This window comes from Enterobacter sp. BWH52, assembly GCF_001037565.1.
GTDB lineage: Bacteria > Pseudomonadota > Gammaproteobacteria > Enterobacterales > Enterobacteriaceae > Enterobacter > Enterobacter hormaechei_C.
The window spans coordinates 509393-528575 of the sequence record NZ_KQ089854.1 but is presented as its reverse complement, the minus strand read 5'-3'; the positions used below and the strand labels follow the sequence as shown (position 1 = coordinate 528575).

Sequence of the window (19183 nt, the reverse complement as noted above, 5' to 3'; positions counted from 1 at the left end):
TCTTTGCCGAAACCGGTTCCCATAATCCTGACCATTCCCCTCTTAGTCTGGAGCTCTTATGGTTACCCTCGGTAAAGCCGATCTCATTCTGGTTAACGGCCAGTTTCACACCGTCGATCGCGAGAATCCTCTCGCAGAAGCCGTTGCCGTGCGCGACGGAAAATTTCTGGAAGTGGGTACCGTCGCCGAGGTGATGCAACACCACTGCGACGGCACTAAGGTGGTCGACTTAAAAGGCCACACCGCCATCCCCGGCCTGAACGACTCGCACCTGCACCTGATCCGCGGCGGGCTGAACTACAACCTCGAGCTGCGCTGGGAAGGCGTGCCGTCGCTCGCCGACGCCCTGCGGATGCTGAAAGAGCAGGCGCTGCGCACCCCGTCGCCGCAGTGGGTGCGCGTGGTGGGCGGCTGGACCGAGTTCCAGTTTGCCGAGCGCCGCATGCCGACGCTGGACGAGATTAACGACGCCGCGCCGGACACCCCGGTCTTCATTCTGCACCTGTACGACCGCGCTCTGCTCAACCGCGCCGCGCTGAAGGTGGTCGGCTACACCAAAGAGACGCCAAACCCGCCGGGCGGCGAGATCCAGCGCGACGCCAACGGTAACCCGACCGGGATGCTGATTGCCCGTCCGAACGCCATGATCCTCTACGCCACGCTGGCCAAAGGGCCGAAGCTGCCGCTGGAGCAGCAGGTGAACTCCACCCGCCAGTTCATGCGTGAGCTGAACCGTCTGGGGCTGACCAGCGCCATCGACGCGGGCGGCGGCTTCCAGAACTACCCGGAAGATTACGAGGTGATTGCCGAGCTGCACGAGAAAAAGCAGATGACCATCCGCATCGCCTACAACCTGTTTACCCAGCGCCCGAGCCACGAGCTGGAAGACTTTGAAAAATGGACCGACATGCTCACGCCGGGCCAGGGCAGCGACTTCTTCCGCCACAACGGCGCGGGCGAGATGCTGGTCTTCTCCGCCGCCGATTTTGAAGACTTCCTCGAGCCGCGCCCGGACCTTGCGCCGGGCATGGAGGACGAGCTGGAGCGCGTGGTGCGCCATCTGGTGGAGCACCGCTGGCCGTTCCGCCTGCACGCCACCTATAACGAATCCATCAGCCGCATGCTGGACGTCTTCGAGAAGGTGAACCGCGACATTCCGTTCAACGGCCTGCACTGGTTCTTCGACCATGCGGAAACCGTCACCCAGGCCAACATCGACCGCATCAAAGCGCTCGGCGGCGGCATTGCCGTCCAGCACCGCATGGCCTTCCAGGGCGAGTATTTTGCCGAGCGTTACGGCATCGAAGCCACCCGCCACACGCCGCCGGTGGCAAAAATGCTCGAGACCGGCGTGCCGGTGGGATTAGGCACCGATGCCACCCGCGTGGCGAGTTACAATCCGTGGACCGCGCTCTACTGGCTGGTCTCCGGCCGCACCGTCGGCGGGATGCAGATGTACGACCACAGCGCCCGCCTGGGTCGCGATACCGCCCTGATGCTCTGGACCCAGGGCAGCGCGTGGTTCTCCAGCGAGCAGAACCAGAAGGGGCAGATCAAGGTCGGCCAGCTCGCCGACCTGGCGGTGCTCAGCAAAGATTACTTCCGCGTGCCGGAGGAGGAGATCAAGAGCATCGAGTCCGTACTCACCGTGGTGAACGGCGATATCGTCTATGCCGCAGGCACCTTTGGCCCGCTCGCGCCGCCGGCCATTCCGGTCCTGCCCGAGTGGTCCCCGGTGGTGAAGGTGCCGGGCCACTACCGCAGCGCGCCGCCGCAGGCCGCACGAGTGGGTATGAGTGTGGTTCACCACTGTAGCGGCCCGTGCGGGGTTCACAGCCACCAGCATGACTTTGCCCGCACGTCAGCGATGCCGGTATCCGACGATAACGCTTTCTGGGGGGCGCTGGGTTGCAGCTGCTTTGCATTCTGATGAAACAAAATGACGCTTCGTCCCGGATCGATCCGGGGCTGTTCTTTCTGCGCCTGACCGGCAGCCTGCTGCTGCTTTACGTGCACGGCCTGCCGAAGGTGCTGCACTTCAGCGAAGAGCTGACGCGCATCGAAGATCCGTTTGGTTTCGGGCCGTATGCCAGTCTGATCCCGGCGATCGTCGCCGAGGTGATCTGCCCGCTGTTTATCATTGCGGGGGTTTACACCCGCCTGGCGTGCCTGCCGATTATCGCCGTGCTGCTGGTGGCGATGCTGGCGGTTCATCCGAACTGGTCGATTGCCGAAGGGCAGTTTGGCTGGCTGCTGCTGATTATCTTCACCACCCTTGCCCTCACCGGGCCGGGCCAGTGGCGAGTGCAGCGTAAAACAACGGAGAGGTTCGCATGACCCAGGTAAACGACGTTCGCGACGCACACGTCGAGACGACGCCCGCCCCGGCGGTTTCACCCTGGCAGCCGCTGAGCCAGCCGGTGTTCCGCATGCTGTGGATCGCCACGGTGGTCTCTAACGTCGGCTCATGGATGAGCGACGTCGGCATCAACTGGAGCATGCTGACGCTCAGCGCCGATCCGCTGGATATCGCGCTGGTGCAGGCGGCGAGCAGCCTGCCGATGTTCCTTTTCGCCCTGCCGTCCGGGGTGATGGCGGACATCGTTGACCGACGTAAATACCTGCTCTTCTCCCAGCTGTGGGTGTTCATCGCCGCCGCCGGGCTGACGCTGCTCTCCTTCACCGGACACGTCACCCCTACCGTTCTGCTGGTGGCGACGTTTCTGCTGAGCGTGGGCGCGGCGATGAGCTCGCCGCCGTTCCAGGCCGTGGTGCCCGATCTGGTGAGCAAGCCGGAACTGGGCGCCGCCGTGGCGCTGAACTCGCTCGGGGTGAACATCAGCCGGGCGATTGGCCCTGCGCTGGGCGGTTTTCTGCTCTCGCTCGCCGGGCCGTGGATGGTGTTTGCCCTGAACGCGCTCTCCGTGGTCGGCGTGGCGTGGGTGCTGTGGCGCTGGCGTCCGGCGCCGTCCGTGCAGCGTTTGCCACCAGAGCACTTCTTCTCCGCGGTGCGCTCCGGCATTCGCTACGTGCACGCCGCGCCGGTGCTGCGCAACGTGCTGGTGCGCACCGTGGCGTTCTTCGTTTTCGGCAGCGCGGGCTGGGCATTACTGCCGCTGGTGGCGCGCCGCGAGCTGGGCTTAGGCCCGGCGGGCTATGGCGTGATGCTGGCGTGCATTGGCCTGGGCGCTATTGCCGGGGCCATCCTGCTGCCGCGCCTGCGCCAGCGGCTGAATGCCGACCGTCTGATGGTAGCCGCGAGCCTGGTCTTTGCCCTCACCATGCTGGCGCTGGCGTTCGTGCGCCACGTCTGGCTGCTCAACCTGTTTGAGTTTTTTACCGGCTTCGCGTGGATTGCGGTGCTCTCGACGCTGAACCTCGGCGCGCAGCGCAGCGCCGCCCGCTGGGTTAAGGCCCGCGCACTGGCGGTCTACCTGACGGTGTTCTTCGGCTCGATGACCGCAGGCAGCGCCATCTGGGGGCAGATTGCCTCTCAGTTCGGCACCCCGACCTCGCTGGTGGTCGCCACGCTGGGGATGGTGCTGGCAAGCGCCACCGTGTTCCGCTGGAAGCTGGAGAAAGATCCTGATTTAAACCTCGACCTGAGCGGCCAGCCGCTGGACGGCGAGGAGATCGACCTGCCGAACGAGCGCGGCCCGGTGCTGGTCTCGCACGAGTACATCATTGACCCGCACAACGCGAAAGCGTTTTTGCAGGCGGTCCACGAGCTGCGCCGGGTGCGACGCCGCGCCGGGGCGATGAGCTGGGCGGTGTACGAGGATATCGAGCGCCCCGGCCTGTTTATCGAGACCTTCCTGATGGGCTCGTGGATTGAGCATCTGCGCCAGCAGGAGCGCCACACCATGAATGACCTCCTGCTGCAGAGCCGCGTTCTGGCTTTTCATCAGGGCACAACATCACCGGCCATTCGCTACCTGGTCGCGCCGGTATAACCCTAACCATCACCTGTACAGGAACACACTATGGCAACGTTTAAGGCAAAAGACGGCACGCAGATTTACTACAAAGACTGCGGCGCGGGCAAACCGGTTCTCTTCAGCCACGGCTGGCCGCTGGACGGCGACATGTGGGACAGCCAGCTGAACTACCTGGCCGAGCGCGGCTTCCGCGCCATCGCCTTTGACCGTCGCGGCTTTGGCCGCTCGGATCAGCCGTGGAACGGCTACGACTACGACACCTTTGCGTCCGACATTAACGACCTGATCACCACCCTGGACCTCCAGGACGTGACGCTGGTGGGCTTCTCCATGGGGGGCGGCGACGTGACCCGCTACATCAACAACTACGGCAGCGCGCGCGTGGCCGGTCTGGCGCTGCTGGGCGCGGTCACTCCGATCTTTGGTAAATCTGAGACCTTCCCGCAGGGTGTGGATCAGAGCGTGTTCGACGGCATTCGCGACGGGCTGCGTAAAGATCGCGCCCAGTTCATCAGCGACTTCGCCACCCCGTTCTACGGCATCAACGCCGGGCAGACCGTTTCCGCCGGTGCCCTGACCCAGACGCTGAACATCGCCCTGCTGGCGTCCCTGAAGGGCACCATCGACTGCGTGACCGCGTTCGGCGAAACAGACTTCCGCCCGGATATGGCGAAAATCGACGTGCCGACGCTGGTGATCCACGGCAGCAACGACCAGATCGTGCCGTTTGAAAGCACCGGCAAGCTGGCGGCAGAGATGATCAAAAACGCCACGCTGAAGGTGTACGACAACGCGCCGCACGGCTTCGCGCTGACCCACCAGGATCAGCTCAACGAAGATCTGCTGGCGTTTGTGAAGGTGCTGTAATGTCGTCCAGGGGCATGTTGATCCGGCATGCCCTTATAGATCACTGTTTTAGGTAGTTATTCACTCAGGCTTACAATCCCGTAAAATTCATTCGCCAGGTTACTGAAGCCTGTAATTTTACTGGAGAGCATATGGACGCAGTTGAGCAAGACGTCAGATTCGAATGGGCAGACTTTTATCAGGATTTTGCCTCTCAGCTACTGACCTGGCGAAATCGAAGAGAGGAGTTGGTGGCGGGTATTCACCGCATTGCTGCTGAGATTGGTAGTATGTCACACCTACAGGACAAGCCCGCTAATGGCGTCCCCCATCCTTTGAAAGACATTTGTCCTTTCACCACTATGGGCTTGTTTAATCGCTCGCTTACCGTTACCAACCGAAGAAATATCGCAGCCAGCCTGGCAAAACTGATAGGCGTACGCGAAAAGGTTCCTGAATCGTTCGACGGTATTCCGCTACTGAACAATCAGAAATCATGGTTCTTTGGCTATGAGAAATCACGTAAGCCTGAAGACATCGATACGCTGTGGGAAATGTTTTCTCAGGCAATCTCCTTCGCCGACACCCCAAACGCCGATCCCGCTGACTTCCTCTTTTCTTATGACGCCGCATCTAACGTGCGCAATGTGGGCTGGAACCTGACGATGGGATTGTACTGGCTACGCCCCTGGTTCTACCCTACGCTGGATAGCCAGTCTCAGTACTACATCCAGAAAGTCCTGAACATTAAAATCATTAAAAAAGGTGCCAAAGGGCGCTGTAGCGGACACAACTATCAGACCGTAGCCCTGGCGCTCAAAAAGGCTTTTACCCAGCCAAACTATCCGGTTCACTCCTTCCCTGAACTCTCTCTGGCGGCATGGAATATCGATTTGCAACAGTCAAATGATGAAGTCGAGCGGCTGACATGGAAAGCGTATTTGCTCAATAAGATCAAGGTGCTGTGCTTACGAAAAGACAGCCCCTTTTTCTCTTTGAGGGAGTTAAAAGAGGCCTATCTGGATGAGATTAAGGCGGATTATCCCAATAACAATACTATTGAATCATCCATTTCATATTATCTGCAAAAACTACGTGACGATGATGAACTGGAGTTTCAGACCCCCGGCAATTATGAATACCTCAACTTCGATAAAGGTGAATTGCAGAGCATCACCGAGGAAACGGTTGAAGAGAACGTGCCCGCGGAAATCCCCCACAAGCCTTACACGATAAGCAATTTGATCGATGAGGGCTGCTTTTTAGAAGAGGAAAAAATCCAATTCATCCTTCAGCGGTTACAGGCCAAAAAAAACCTGATCCTTCAGGGCCCGCCGGGAACCGGTAAAACCTGGCTTGCGCGCCGTCTGGCGTATTGTCTGATGGGCGAGGAAACCTCTAAGCGCATCAGCGCGGTGCAGTTCCACCCTACCCTCTCCTACGAAGACTTTATTCGAGGCTGGCGTCCTAACAATGAAGGACGTTTAGCACTGGTAGACGGGCCTTTTCTCCATGCAATCGACAAAGCAGTAAACGATCCGACAACTAAGTACGTGGTCATTATTGAGGAGATTAACCGGGGCAATCCTGCGCAAATTTTTGGCGAAACGCTGACGCTGATGGAGGCGGATAAACGTACGCCGAACGAGGCGCTTGAGCTCTCATATCGATCTGATATGGATGAAAAAACCTACATTCCTGAAAACCTGTATATCATCGGGACGATGAATATCGCTGACCGCTCGCTTGCTCTGCTAGACCTGGCATTACGGCGCCGCTTTGCGTTTATTGATCTAAAGCCCGAGTTTAACGACGCGTGGAAAAAATGGGTTAACCAACGGTTTAATGTGAGCCTGGAAACATTAGCCCTTATCGAATCCAAATTAACCGCGTTAAATGAAAAATTGTCCAGGGATGCGGCCCTGGGACCTCAATTTTGTATCGGGCATAGCTATGTTACCCCACCTGCGGGGTTGAAAATTGACGACGGGATGGCCTGGTACGAGCAGGTTGTCGAAACCGAAATCTGCCCTTTACTTGCCGAATACTGGTTTGATGCGCCGGAGAAAGTCCAGGATTCCAGAAAGGAACTTCTCAGCGTATGACCGATCTTGCTGAACGTGACGATACGCAGGCTCGGGCAGCTGTTTCGCGTATTCCTTTGCGGAATATCTGGCTATTGATGCTGTACGCCTCCAGTCTGTTTCGCCACCACGGGCGCAGCATGGTTGCCGCTGAAAACAACCCGGAGGAGATCCCGGCGCTGGTGGCCAGGATCCTGCTTCACGAAGTGGAGCAGCGGCTGTTAAGGCATTTAAGTATGGGATACCAAACTCGCCGCGCCACGCTTAACAGGGTAAGGGGACGCATTGATGTTCTGCGCACAACCAGTCGACAATTGCTTGAGCGGGCACAGGTAGCCTGCCAGTTTCAGGAAATGACGCTGGACACACCACGAAATCGCTATGTTCGCTCTGCGTTAGAGCACCTTGTTCCGCTGCTCAGCAACGGCCCGCTGGCTGCGCAATGTCGCGCAATGGCAATCAATTTGCGTCGTCGTGGTATTGAGGGGGGTATTCCCAGTAAAGGTGAACTGCCGTCAATCACACGTTTTGGCCGCCACGATGCGGCGGATAAAGCCATGGTCGATGCCGCGAAGCTGGCATTTGAATTATGGCTACCAACCCAAACTGCGGGGCAAAAACTGTTGCCAACGCCGTCTAATGATCCTTACTGGATGCGCAAGCTGTTCGAGAAAAGTATGGCGGGTTTCTATCACTTCCATCTTCCCAAAAAAGACTGGACAGTCGCTGCCGGAAAAGAGTTGAAATGGGGATTAACGTCTCAAAGTGCAGGGAGCGAAAGTATTTTCCCAACCATGAACTCGGACATTATTCTTGAGCACAAGCAACCTGCACAGCGCGTCATCATCGACACCAAATTCAATAACATTCTGACTAAAGGCTGGTATCGCGATAAGAGCTTGCGCAGCGGTTATATCTACCAGATTTATACCTATCTGCGAACTCAGGAGAACCGAACAGATCCATTATCTCTCCGTTCAGCTGGATTATTACTTCATCCAGCCGTCGATGTAATGCTCTACGAATTCGTTGAGGTACAGGGGCATAAAATCCACTTTGCCACCGTAGATTTAGCAGCAGATGCCGCCACAATGACTCAGCAATTATTGAAATTAGCGCGTGATTGCTGTGGGATAACTGACGTGAATTAAGTTCTGAAGTGGACGCCTGCATGACAGGCGCCCATTTCTCTTAGTTCGCCGGAGCCGGACGCTCCAGCCGCTCATTCTCTGCACGGCTATTTTCTACATGATGCCGACGCTCCGCCAGCAGCCGACAAACCTCCGCATGCTTCTCCTCGGTAAAGGTAAAGCGCGACATAAACCCCATTCGGATCAGCGAGCCTATCGCCGGTAACAAACAAATGCCGAAGAACAGCCCCGACAGCACGCTATCGCTCTGGGCCTGCGCCTGCGGCACATAGTCGATCATCGTCAGAAACACGCCGATTAACCCGCCGCCCACCGCCACCGACATCTTGCCGGTAAAGGTCTGCCCGGAGAAAGTGATCGCCGCGCAGCGCTTGTTAGTGTGGTACTCCGCGTACTCGATGGTGTCGGCAATCATCGACGAGGTGAGGATGTTGGTCATCATCACGAACAGCGTGCTCAGGCCAAGCAGAATGAACAGCATCGTCACCTGCTGATAACCGACAAACCACATCACCACGCGCACCGCCACGTCCAGCCCGCAGAGGATCATAAACAGCTTCCGCTTCTGCATCCGGCGCGTCAGCATCGGGGCGACCAGGCACAGCACCGCCGCGACAATCCCCATCACGCCAATCGCCATTTGCAGGCTGCCGTCGCCCATATTGTTGATAAAGAAGTAGATATAAAGACCGCCCGCCACGTTATGGAACACGCAGAAAAAGAACGACAGCAGGACGATAAACAGCGGCTTGTTCTGGCGCAGGTTGTGGAAGGTGTCGCGGATGGTCACCTTTTCCGGGCTCGGCGGCACGCGCTCTTTGATCTGCATAAAGCCGTTAAGCATCAGCGGCAGGCCCACCAGCATCATCACCAGCGCCGCCATAAAGTAGCCTTTATCGCTGCTGTACTGGGCGAAGAACGCCGCCAGCTTCGGGAAGAAGATATTGGCGCAGGCAATGCCCGCGTTCACCCCGAGCATCGCCGCCGTCACCGCGCGGGTGCGCTGCCCGGAGTCGTTGGTCATCACCGACGACATCGACCAGAACGGGATATCGGAGATGGCGTACAGCGTCCCCCACAGGATGTAGGTCACCCCGGCGTAGAGGATTTTGGTGGTCATGTCCGCTTCGATTTTATAGAACGACAGCAGCGTGACGCCGGTGATCAGCAGCGGGGCGATCAGCAAAAAGTGGCGAAACTTGCCGAACCGGCTGTTAATGGTGTCCATAATGCTGGCAAACAGCGGATCGTGAACTGCGTCCCATGCACGGGCAATCAGGAAGATGGTGCTCGCCGCCAGCGCCGAGATCCCCAGCACGTCGGTGTAAAAATAGTTAATAAACGAACCCACTAAACCAAAGCTAAAACACTGACCTAAACCATAGCCAAAGTAGGACCATAACTCGCGAGACGGTATTTTCATTGTCGTTGCCATAGTGCGTACCTGGTTGCCCGGCGACAGCGCGCCGGGTCGTTATTATTAGCCCTGCGGATCCGGGGCGATTTTGCGCAGCTTCTTCATCAGCGCGATTTCAGCGCGTGAAAACGGGATACCGTTCTCCTCGAACACGTCGTGGAACCAGAGGCGGCAGTAGTCCGTGGACTCCTTCATCACCACCGGCCACGGCAGCCAGGTCTGGGTTTTGCCGCGCACCAGCCCCCACTGATACGGCGCGACCTTTGCCATGTACATCAGCGGGAGCTGCTCTTCAATGGTGCTGCCCACGTGGCGCGCCAGCCATTCGGTACAGAACAGCGGGCGACCGAGCTTTTGCAGCTGCTGGATAATCGCCGTCATGCGCCCGGTGTGGGTGTAGGCGTGGAAGCTCACTACGTCCGAGAGCGCCAGCGCGGTCTGGTCCAGCGGATGCTGGAAGAACGTCTCGCCCTCCTCTTCCGGCGGCAGGCGCCACGCGCAGACGGTGAGCGGCTGGGTTGGGTCTTCTTCGCGCACCCACTGGAATGCGAGCTTCATCAACTCGTGCGCGCAGGTCTCCAGCTTCGCGTCGTACTGCACCTCCTGCGTGCCCGTCGCGAAAATGCCGCGGTTGCCCGGCTCGTTGTAGAGATCCCACAGCAGCACGCGCTTATCGTCGCGGAACTGGCGGACAACGTCGCGGATATAGCGCTCAATGTCTGCCCAGCAGTCCGGATCGCACACCTTGTCGCGCCCCGGGCTCGCCGCCGCCTGGCTGTTGTGCTTGCCCGGCACCGGCGGCTTTTGCGGGCCGAGGTACGGCTCGTCGCCGGAGAAGCCGCAGTCGTCCATCAGAGTCAGCATGGTGCTGAACCCGTGGCCGTCGGCAATCGTCAAAAAGCGGTCGATGCGCGCCATCAGCCCGTCGCGGTCGTGCTCCCACACGATAAACGGCAGGTTGATGCGCAGGGTGTTATAGCCCGCGTCCGCCGCCCAGCCCAGCTCGCGCTCGATGGTGGCGGCATCGAAGGTCTTTTCCTGCCAGATATCGGTCCAGTTCACCGCCGTCGACGGCAGATAGTTAAACCCGCACAGCCAGCCTTTTTGCTGATACCACGCCTGTGCCTGCTCCCTGCTCCACTGCTCTTTCATTACGCGTCCTCTTACTGATAATATTTAGCTAATAAATATTAGTTGCAGGATAAATGCGCAAATCACGGCGTTTAGAAAAGCGATGCCCCTCACAAAGTTCACGCTTCGATGAATGAGAAACGTGATCGACGGCGCTAAAGCGTGCGGTTAGGGTATGATGCGAAATCGCGAAAGGGAGAGGACGGATGAAGCGAAAAACGAAAGTGACGATGAACGATATTGCGCGGGCGGCAGGGGTGTCGCAGGCGACGGTATCGCTGGTGCTTAACCAGTCCCGCAACATCAAGCTCAGCGACGACACCCGCCAGCGGGTGATTAACGTCGCTACCGAGCTTGGCTACGACCGCCTCCCCGCCGTTCACGCCCCGCGCAACCAGGAAGAGATCGCCCTGCTGGTGAGCTCCATGCAGAGCTTCGACCCGTTTATCGACGCCATCAGCCAGGCGCGGGAAGCGGCGTGGCGCAACGAGACTCTGCTCACCGTCTACGACTACGGCGACGACATTGAGCTGGCGCTGAACATCATCCGCCAGCTGGAGAAGCGCAACTGCATCGGGATTGTCCTCGCCTCACCGGTCACCACGCTGGTGGACATGACGGCCTTCCAGGACTGCACCCGCATCCCGCTGGTGCTGCTCAACCAGCGCGACCCTGGCTCGCCGCTGCTGCCGTCGTTTATCCCGGACGACTACGCCAACGCCTTCCAGGTGACTAAACACCTCATCGCCTGCGGGGCCACGCGCATCGCCCACATTACCGGCGAGAGCTGGATGGAGGCATCCCGCCAGCGTCTGGCGGGCTACCAGGCCGCGCTGCAGCAGGCCGGACTCGCGTGCGACGACGGCCTGGTGCGCCAGACCAACTGGCAGTTCAGCGAGTCCTTTACCGCGACAGCTTCGCTGCTGGAGCTGACCGAGCGCCCGGACGCCATCTTCTGCGCCAGCGACTGGCTGGCGATTGGCTGCTATCAGGCGCTGGCGGTGAACGGCGTGCGCATCCCGCAGGACATGCTGCTGGCGGGCTACGACGACCAGAAGATCTCCGAGCAGCTCACCCCGCCGCTGACCAGTATCCAGCTGCCCTACAGCGAGCTGGGACGGCTGGCGGTGGAGTACCTGTGCAATCAGGAAGATGCCGCCACGCACGTGACGCTGGCGGGCAGGCTGAAGGTGCGCGCCTCAAGCCTCGTCTGAGGTAAACACCATGCCCGAATAGGGCTTCTCGCGACACGCCGCCAGCCGCGCGGCGAGGCTGCCCACGTGCAGCTCCAGCTTGTGGCCGTCCGGGTCGAGAAAATAGAACGACGCCCCCTCGCTTTTGTTCTGCTTCCAGACGGTGACGCCCGCCTGCTCCAGCCTGTGCGAGAACGGTTCAAAATCTTCTTCCGTGACGGTAAACGCGTAGTGGGTGTAGTCGCTCTCCTGCGGCGGCACGTACTGGCGCGCCTCGTCGAACGACAGGCAGACCCACAGATCGCCGCAGGTGAGATAGGCCCCGGTATTCCAGCGGGCGTGCAGGGGCAGCCCCAGCAGCTCGTGCCAGAAGGTGACGCTTTTTTGCAGGTCGCTGACCGCGAGGGTCAGGTGGTTGAGAGATTGCAGCATGACGAGCCCTTTTGTTTTTCGCGCCGGACGTGGTACGGTAAAGAGATGAACATAAACCACGCCGTGCTCACCGTAAACCGCTGGTGGCTGCCTTCTTAAAGGCGGCACGGAGTAGTTTTCCCCATTTTCAGATAGCCGCCGAAAGGCGGCTTTCTCACATCTCAGACCCCTTTCGGCAACTGCACATTAAGGAGTCTTTATGAACACGCAAACCATCCTCACCGGCGACCGCCCAACCGGCCCGCTGCACCTCGGCCACTTCGTCGGATCGCTGCGCCAGCGCGTGGCGCTCCAGCACACGCACAACCAGTTTGTGCTAATTGCCGACCTGCAGGGGCTGACCGACAACGGCAGCAACCCGCAGAAGATCCGCGATAACATCCCCGAAGTGCTGGCCGACTACCTCGCCGCCGGCATCGACCCGAGCCTGACCACGATCTGCCTGCAGTCCGCCCTGCCCGCCCTCGCCGAGCTGACGATGCTGTATATGAACATCGTCACCGTCGCCCGCGTGGAGCGTAACCCGACGGTGAAAAACGAGATTGCGCAGAAGGGCTTCGCCCGCTCGCTGCCGGTCGGGTTTATGGCCTACCCCATCAGCCAGGCGGCGGATATCACCGCGTTTAAGGCCGAGTGCGTGCCCGTCGGCGACGACCAGCTGCCGATGATTGAGCAGACCAACGAGATCGTCCACAAGATGAACAGCCTGCTGCACGCCCCGGTGCTGCGCCACTGCAAGGCGATGCTGAGCGACACCAGCCGCCTCCCCGGCATCGACGGCAGCGCCAAGATGTCGAAATCGCTGGGCAACACGCTGCACCTTTCGGCCAGCGAAGAGACCATTCACCGTGCGGTCAGCGCCATGTACACCGACCCGAACCACCTGAAGGTGAGCGACCCGGGGCAAATTGAGGGGAACGTGGTGTTTACCTATCTCGACGCGTTTCACCCGGACAAGGAGAAAGTGGCGGCGATGAAGGCGCACTATCAGGCGGGCGGGCTGGGGGACCGGGCGTGCAAGAACGAGCTGGAGGCGTGTTTGCAGGAACTGATTGCGCCGATGCGGGAGCGGAGGGCGATGTATATGCGGGATAAGGGGGAACTGATGGCGATGCTGAAGCGCGGGACGGAACGGGCGCAGGGGGTGACGCAGGAGACGTTGCGGGAGGTGAAAGTGGGGTTGGGGGTGCCGGTGTTTAGTTAAAGTCGATTTAGCGGTGGAATGCGGGGGGGTTAGCATGAAGCCGCTGATTATCTCATTAAAGATAAAATTCATACCTATAACAATTCTTAATTTCTTGTTTAGATAAAATAAATTGCTTCAGTCACATTAATATTACATTGATAAATCCTTTATTGCGCATTTAAAGGATTATTATGGCCGATGTAGAGGATATAGCCCGGAGATTATGCAACATAATAGCTTCTCCTGATACAGTTACTGGGCTTATAAATGGAGGGCTATCTGTACCGCTAGATTATGGATATCTAGTTTATGGTATCTTTGACACGGATACCAGGTATGCTCGTGAAACTCAACGAATACGAATGCTCACTGCCATAAAAAACGACATTTTGAATTACGAGAACATTGTCAATGCAGTTAAAGCCATATTCGAAGCGTTCAACAGATATTTAACTGAGGCGGAGCAGGATAAAATATACAGATCTGTAATGACTTCAATCGCAGGTAGAGTATCAACCAATATTATTGCATCTACTATCGCGAAACATGTTATTGAAAGAACGTCCTTCACGTTTCATGTTTTTAAAGGGAAAGGCAACCCAATCACGGCACTGAGCACGCTCCTTTTGTTTGGGGGAATGGCTGAACGATCAATCAGAACATCTGACAGACTCAAAGCCGAAGCCCCAGAGGTATATCAACTACTAAGACCCAGAGACTACGACCTACTTTATTTTCTGTTCGCTGATGCCGTACAGCCTTTCGTAGATGCTATCCATGTAGGTTATTCAGAAGGAAAATCTGTATTTAATCAGATCATGAAGAAAGTTAATGAAAAACTAACTGCACACACTACGGCAGGCGCGTATGAGTAAGTTTATCATCCCCATTATAAACCTGCTTCTTTGCTCACATTTAGTTTTAGCCTATATCCTTAGCTGGGTTGAATTCGAAACCTGGCATGATAAAACAATCGCCTTTTGCATCATTACCCTAAGCGCTTACATTATTTCATTAGTAATGAATAAATTACTGCCAGGAAAGATACATATTTTTGGCGGGATCCTGGATGTGTTATCAGGACCCTTACTGATCATCGGTGCATTTGCTTGTATAGCTGTACTTGAACCATGGCCGCTGAAAATTATTGGCTTATTCATATGGGTCGTGGCGATGTTGCACCTACCTTCTTTTGTAAATATAGATGAGGAATAATCATGTCAAATCCAGCATATCTTTGGTTAACCGATACTAATGGCTCACCCGTCGTAGGAGGTTCCATGGTGTCCGGTCGGTTAGGCGCTATTGAATTAAAGGCGGTCGCTCATCACCTCACCATTCCTGTGAGTGAACATACAGGCCGACTAACAGGTACCCGCGTACATACACCGATTGCCGTTCAGAAAGAGTTTGATAAAACAACACCGGTTCTCATCAGGGCACTGTGTGAAAACCAAACACTAAAATCGGCTACGATAAAAATGTACCAAATTGATGATGCAGGAATCGAGAGAGAATATTTCAACATTATCCTGGAGAATGTAAAAATCACGGGTATCACGCCAAATCTGTTCCCTGGTTCTGGAACAGGAACGCATACAGAGACGATCGAGTTAAGATATGAGGCAATAACCTGGAAACACTGTGACGGGAATATAGTTTACAGAGATGCCTGGAATCATATGGCGATAGCTTAAATCGACTCATAATTTCGTGGGCCGATATAACTTTGTTCTTGTTGGTCCGCACAAGCGGAGCGCTGCCGGGAAGAGCTAGCGATTATTTCCATCGCTTTAAAGGAGAACATCTTTATGGAACCCACTCTCTCACAAGTCATTGAGGTTGTTCGAAACTCCTCAGGTGAGCATCGTAAACCTATTGATAGCAATACGTTGATTGAGGCCGATTTGCATATTTGCGGTATCGACGGCGAAGACCTACTGGAAGACTGCGAAGAAGCGTTTGGCGTTCAGCTTGCCACGGAAGAAGATGGCTACAGGAAAACGTTCTCTCTCGCAGAAAATGAGTATCTGTTTACGGGTGAAGGCATAGACTTTTTTGGCATCTGTCGGTTTATCCGCTGGATACGTGGCATACCCGAACCTGTGATATGTGATTTAACCGTCGGCGAACTTCACGCTGCGCTGGTTAACGCGGTGAAAGAGCAGGTTAAGCACGATTGATTTTTACTTACAACGGGCATGGGATGACATGCCCGTTTTATTGCTTCAAGGGTTAAATTAGATGGGAAGCAGGTTACTCAGACATCGCCTGCCCTGTTCCACGCTTAACAACCGGTATATCGCCGGTATCATTCAACGCTCCCGGAAACGTCTTCAACCACTGCGCCACTTTCTTTTTATTTATATTCACCACGCTCATACCTTCCAGGCATCCCCATAATTCTCTTGTATGCTGTGGCGTAATCACAATGCAGTCTTTCATGGCGCGGATTTTTACCGGCATGCCGTCGATAAAGCCCGCTCGGGTTAACCACTCGCCGCCCAGAAGAAGGTATTTCATATCTATGCGGGAATAAAGTTCACAGCAAGCGGCACTGTCCTGCGGCGTCTCCGCGCGGGGATGGACGGGGGCCGCGTTGAGCTGGTTGCCGTGTAAACGGCGGGCGCTGTTTTTGCGTACCAGCTCGCGGTTTTCAATCATGCCGGTGAAAGCGTCTGATTCTGTTTTGCAAACAGTAAACTCTGGCTTAAAATTCGTCGCAGCCATTTTCAACTCCTGATTAGTTGTTAGTGGTTAGCGGTATGGGGGTGTTGCAGCACCTTCATATCGCGAATTCTTCTTTAAATACTCTTCGTTACTTCCTTTGCCGTTCGGCGTAATTTCTGGTGCTCATTATACAGGGCTGAATATAAACACAGCGGTTTGGTGTGTGGAAAATTTTAAAAATGCGAGGGGGATTCAGGAAATAACAGTAGGTATTTTTTAATTCGAGAAACGGCATAGCGTCGGACTGAAAATCACTTCAACTCAACTCTTCCAGATATCAGTTCGTTCGCAAACCTGGCGCTAATGCCGCATCGGTTGCCGCCACACCTTTCTCAAACCTCTCAAAAATTCATCAAAGCTATAGATTAACGATTTACATCACCCTGATTTTGTTATGTGATCCTGTTACAGGCTTAAGTAACGCCCTGCCCAGCCAACCGTAACAGGACTTCATCGATGGAATTTTATCAGGCCGATCCGACGCTTGAGAACTACTGGCGTGGAGTGATCCTCTTTGGAAGGAACGTCGCATCTTACAAATTTGCGCTGGCGTCAGCGTTGTATGAAGTGGATAAAACGGGCAGCGATTTGATTACGCTCGACCAGCTTGCCGTGCCGTTCAGCCGCTATCTTTGCGAGCACCTGAAGCATGCGCCAAAACAGATCACCTCCCGCAGCAGTCAATTTCTGGAAACCTGCCTGAAGTTTAACAGAGGTGAAATCACCCATGCCCAACTCATTGAAGCGACGGTGCGCCTTGGCTTTAACAATGTGATTGATGCCTTTCATTACGTGAACCAGGGCGAGATCGATAAACGTTTTTTCCTTGATGAGCGTAAAACCCACAACGGGATCCGCCTGACGGATAACTTCTATTTACTGGGCGAGCGCCTGCAGTATAAAAACCTCGCCTTTGAAACCAATGCCCGCTGGAACCTGGTGGAACAGGCATGGTCGATGGGGATATCGCGTAACCTTGTGGGCGTGGAGTTTGACGAAGATAATCAGCTGTTGTTTACGAGGGTGAACTCGCGTCGCGTAGACATCACCAGCTGTCGCGACAGCCTGAATGGTTACCAGAAAGGACGATGTTTTTACTGCTTTAAACCCATAAGTCTGGTACCGGGAGACGCAGAACTGGCGGACGTCGACCACTTTATTCCCTGGGCTGCCCGCCAAGAAGTGAGCAATATTAACGGCGTATGGAACTTAGTGCTGGCCTGCCGGTGCTGTAACCGTGGCGTTGAAGGCAAGTCGGCACGCATTCCCGAACTCAGGCTCCTGCAGCGGTTACACACCCGCAATGAGTATTTTATTCAGAGCAAACTGCCGTTACATGAGACGATTGTTCTACAGACAGGGCAGCGTCCTGAAGCACGGAAAAGCTTTCTTCAGCGTAACTGGCAGGCCGCGCTGGACAAACTTATCCATACCTGGAAACCCAATGCGGAAGGCGAGGCAACGTTTTAATGACACTTCACTACTATCAGAACCACGCACAGGATTTCTTCGATGGCACGGTCAATGTCGATATGACCACGCTCTACGACGCCTTCACGCAACATCTGCCTCATGGTGCCCGGGTTCTGGATGCGGGCTGCGGTTCTGGCCGGGACGCAAAAGCCTTTCATGAGATGGGTTATCAGGTGGACGCTTTTGATGCCTCTTCCGCGATGGTGGAACTGGCAAGGCAACATACCGGGTTACCCGTGCAGTTGATGACGTTTTCAGAGATCGACGGTAAAGCGCAGTACGATGGGATCTGGTGCTGTGCCTCTTTGCTGCATGTCCCCTCTTCTGAGTTGCTTGCGGTGATGCAGAAGCTTGCGGATGCGCTTAAACCTGGTGGCGTCTGGTACTTGTCGTTTAAGTATGGCAACGGTGAGCGGGTGCAGGGTGAAAGACGGTTTACGGACCTGGATGAAGAGGGGTTGCGGGAGTTGCTGAAGACGGTTCCGGGGATGGAGAGCGCTTCGCTGTGGGCGACGCAGGATAACCGACCGGACAGAGATGAGACATGGCTGAATGGAATATTACGAAAAAACGCCGCTTGATTATCAGGCGGTGCTAATCGATACGGAGTAAATTAACTCAGTCATTTATCACCTTGGTCAGCTCAACTTCACCCGTGGTGGCATTGAAGTACAGATAGAAAATGTCCCCTTTTACCTGATAGGGTTTAGACCAGACCTCCTTTTCCCAGGGTCAGTAAAGTCGGCTGGTAATGCTCACAATATGCAGCCGATTACATGGTGAACGTTACTTCCTGAGTTGATGTACTTGAGCCGCCAGCCAACTAGCAACTGTGACCATTTGAAAATCTTGAGGTTTTTCCTTTCCACCATTTTAACACCATTAAGAGGGCATCAAATAAAGTGTTCAACGTTCGGCTGTGGCTACCGATAACCCACAATTTAGCGTCATGCCCATCCCGCCTAAAGGCTCACAATCGAAAACAGTCCGGTATAGCCAGACCGGACTGTTTTTGTCTATCAAAAGAGTAGTGGCAGCTAACTCAGAAATGCTAGGAGATCTTGGTTCTTATTGTTACTGTATAACAAAAAAATGAGGTCACTATGAAAACTACGTTATACAAAGATTTCACCTTTGAAGCCGCACACCGTCTTCCGAATGTTCCGGAAGGCCACAAATGCGGTCGCTTACACGGACATTCCTTTGTCGTGCGACTCGAGATAACCGGTGATGTGGATAAGCACACTGGTTGGATTATTGATTTCGCCGAACTAAAAGCGATTTTTAAACCTACTTTGGATAGGCTGGACCATTACTATCTCAATGACATTCCAGGCCTGGAAAACCCTACCAGCGAAGTGCTTGCTGAATGGATTTGGAATCAGATTAAACCTCAACTCCCGATCCTTAGCGCAGTCGTCGTGAAAGAGACATGCTCTGCAGGCTGCATTTATCGCGGCATAAAATAACTTATCTAGATAGCCAAAATTATATTGGCTATCTATTCTTTTAAAATCCCATTGTTATATGTAAGTACTACAGCAAGAATATTTCATATATTGCAATTGATTAATCACCTAGTTCAGATCAATTTAATGAGTC

General features: G+C 55.3%; 19 protein-coding genes. 15 read left to right on the top strand and 4 right to left on the bottom strand.

Going from position 1 to position 19183, the window contains the following annotated elements:
- Positions 1 to 58 precede the first annotated feature (58 nt).
- The 6 genes from SK47_RS02510 (at position 59) to mcrC (ending at position 8019) form a co-directional block, all read left to right on the top strand.
- A complete protein-coding gene (locus SK47_RS02510; RefSeq protein WP_048243474.1) occupies positions 59 to 1930 on the top strand; it encodes an amidohydrolase in 1872 nt (623 codons plus the stop codon).
- Complete coding sequence (locus SK47_RS02505; RefSeq protein WP_023324096.1) at positions 1930 to 2337, top strand: DoxX family protein; 408 nt, start codon at positions 1930 to 1932, stop codon at positions 2335 to 2337. The genes SK47_RS02510 and SK47_RS02505 overlap by 1 nt, the downstream gene beginning before the upstream one ends.
- Complete coding sequence (locus SK47_RS02500; protein WP_048243473.1) at positions 2334 to 3953, top strand: MFS transporter; 1620 nt, start codon at positions 2334 to 2336, stop codon at positions 3951 to 3953. Before SK47_RS02505 ends, SK47_RS02500 begins: the two co-directional genes overlap by 4 nt.
- 30 nt (positions 3954 to 3983) lie before the next feature.
- Positions 3984 to 4805, top strand: coding sequence for an alpha/beta fold hydrolase (locus SK47_RS02495; protein WP_048243472.1), 822 nt, complete (start codon positions 3984 to 3986; stop codon positions 4803 to 4805).
- Positions 4806 to 4936: 131 nt separating this feature from the next.
- Positions 4937 to 6889 carry an AAA family ATPase gene (locus tag SK47_RS02490; protein ID WP_048243471.1) on the top strand — a complete coding sequence of 651 codons (1953 nt, stop codon included), beginning with the start codon at positions 4937 to 4939 and terminating at the stop codon, positions 6887 to 6889.
- Entirely contained in the window at positions 6886 to 8019 is a 1134-nt protein-coding gene (gene mcrC / locus SK47_RS02485) for a 5-methylcytosine-specific restriction endonuclease system specificity protein McrC (protein WP_048243469.1), read from the top strand. Before SK47_RS02490 ends, mcrC begins: the two co-directional genes overlap by 4 nt.
- 40 nt (positions 8020 to 8059) lie before the next feature.
- On the opposite strand, the gene SK47_RS02480 is transcribed toward mcrC, so the two are convergent.
- Together SK47_RS02480 and SK47_RS02475 are read right to left on the bottom strand one after the other, a co-directional pair.
- Positions 8060 to 9454: an MFS transporter gene (locus SK47_RS02480; RefSeq protein ID WP_045345966.1), complete on the bottom strand. Its 1395-nt coding sequence runs from the start codon at positions 9452 to 9454 to the stop codon at positions 8060 to 8062.
- A 45-nt stretch (positions 9455 to 9499) separates the two neighbouring features.
- Positions 9500 to 10588 (bottom strand): cellulase family glycosylhydrolase, encoded by a 1089-nt coding sequence (locus SK47_RS02475; RefSeq protein WP_045345965.1) that lies wholly within the window; start codon positions 10586 to 10588, stop codon positions 9500 to 9502.
- A 185-nt stretch (positions 10589 to 10773) separates the two neighbouring features.
- Here SK47_RS02475 and SK47_RS02470 point away from each other — a divergent pair, with 185 nt between their 5' ends.
- Complete coding sequence (locus tag SK47_RS02470) at positions 10774 to 11781, top strand: LacI family DNA-binding transcriptional regulator (protein WP_045345964.1); 1008 nt, start codon at positions 10774 to 10776, stop codon at positions 11779 to 11781.
- Here the strand turns inward: SK47_RS02470 and fosA are convergent.
- Positions 11767 to 12192, bottom strand: coding sequence for a FosA/FosA2 family fosfomycin resistance glutathione transferase (fosA, locus tag SK47_RS02465; protein WP_045345962.1), 426 nt, complete (start codon positions 12190 to 12192; stop codon positions 11767 to 11769). The genes SK47_RS02470 and fosA overlap by 15 nt on opposite strands.
- A 199-nt stretch (positions 12193 to 12391) precedes the next feature.
- Between fosA and trpS the strand changes: the two genes are divergently transcribed.
- From trpS to SK47_RS02440, 5 genes are all read left to right on the top strand, one after another.
- Positions 12392 to 13396 carry a tryptophan--tRNA ligase gene (trpS, locus tag SK47_RS02460; RefSeq protein ID WP_048243468.1) on the top strand — a complete coding sequence of 335 codons (1005 nt, stop codon included), beginning with the start codon at positions 12392 to 12394 and terminating at the stop codon, positions 13394 to 13396.
- A 173-nt stretch (positions 13397 to 13569) separates the two neighbouring features.
- A complete protein-coding gene (locus tag SK47_RS02455) occupies positions 13570 to 14253 on the top strand; it encodes a hypothetical protein (RefSeq protein ID WP_048243467.1) in 684 nt (227 codons plus the stop codon).
- Positions 14246 to 14593, top strand: coding sequence for a hypothetical protein (locus SK47_RS02450; RefSeq protein WP_048243465.1), 348 nt, complete (start codon positions 14246 to 14248; stop codon positions 14591 to 14593). Before SK47_RS02455 ends, SK47_RS02450 begins: the two co-directional genes overlap by 8 nt.
- A gap of 2 nt (positions 14594 to 14595) precedes the next feature.
- On the top strand, positions 14596 to 15075 hold the full coding sequence (locus tag SK47_RS02445) for an Hcp family type VI secretion system effector (protein ID WP_048243464.1): 480 nt from the start codon (positions 14596 to 14598) through the stop codon (positions 15073 to 15075).
- 114 nt (positions 15076 to 15189) lie between these two features.
- Positions 15190 to 15561 (top strand): hypothetical protein, encoded by a 372-nt coding sequence (locus tag SK47_RS02440; protein ID WP_048243463.1) that lies wholly within the window; start codon positions 15190 to 15192, stop codon positions 15559 to 15561.
- Between the two features lie 73 nt (positions 15562 to 15634).
- Here the strand turns inward: SK47_RS02440 and SK47_RS22840 are convergent, their stop codons facing one another.
- Entirely contained in the window at positions 15635 to 16108 is a 474-nt protein-coding gene (locus SK47_RS22840; RefSeq protein ID WP_074180426.1) for a SymE family type I addiction module toxin, read from the bottom strand.
- A gap of 456 nt (positions 16109 to 16564) precedes the next feature.
- On the opposite strand from SK47_RS22840, the gene SK47_RS02430 reads away from it, so the two are divergent.
- The 3 genes from SK47_RS02430 to queD all read left to right on the top strand — a co-directional run bounded on the left by SK47_RS02430 (position 16565) and on the right by queD (position 19050).
- Positions 16565 to 17578 carry an HNH endonuclease family protein gene (locus SK47_RS02430; protein ID WP_048243462.1) on the top strand — a complete coding sequence of 338 codons (1014 nt, stop codon included), beginning with the start codon at positions 16565 to 16567 and terminating at the stop codon, positions 17576 to 17578.
- Positions 17578 to 18162: a class I SAM-dependent methyltransferase gene (locus SK47_RS02425; RefSeq protein ID WP_048243461.1), complete on the top strand. Its 585-nt coding sequence runs from the start codon at positions 17578 to 17580 to the stop codon at positions 18160 to 18162. The genes SK47_RS02430 and SK47_RS02425 overlap by 1 nt, the downstream gene beginning before the upstream one ends.
- Positions 18163 to 18684: 522 nt before the next feature.
- Positions 18685 to 19050, top strand: coding sequence for a 6-carboxytetrahydropterin synthase QueD (queD, locus tag SK47_RS02420; RefSeq protein WP_048243459.1), 366 nt, complete (start codon positions 18685 to 18687; stop codon positions 19048 to 19050).
- Positions 19051 to 19183 lie beyond the last annotated feature (133 nt).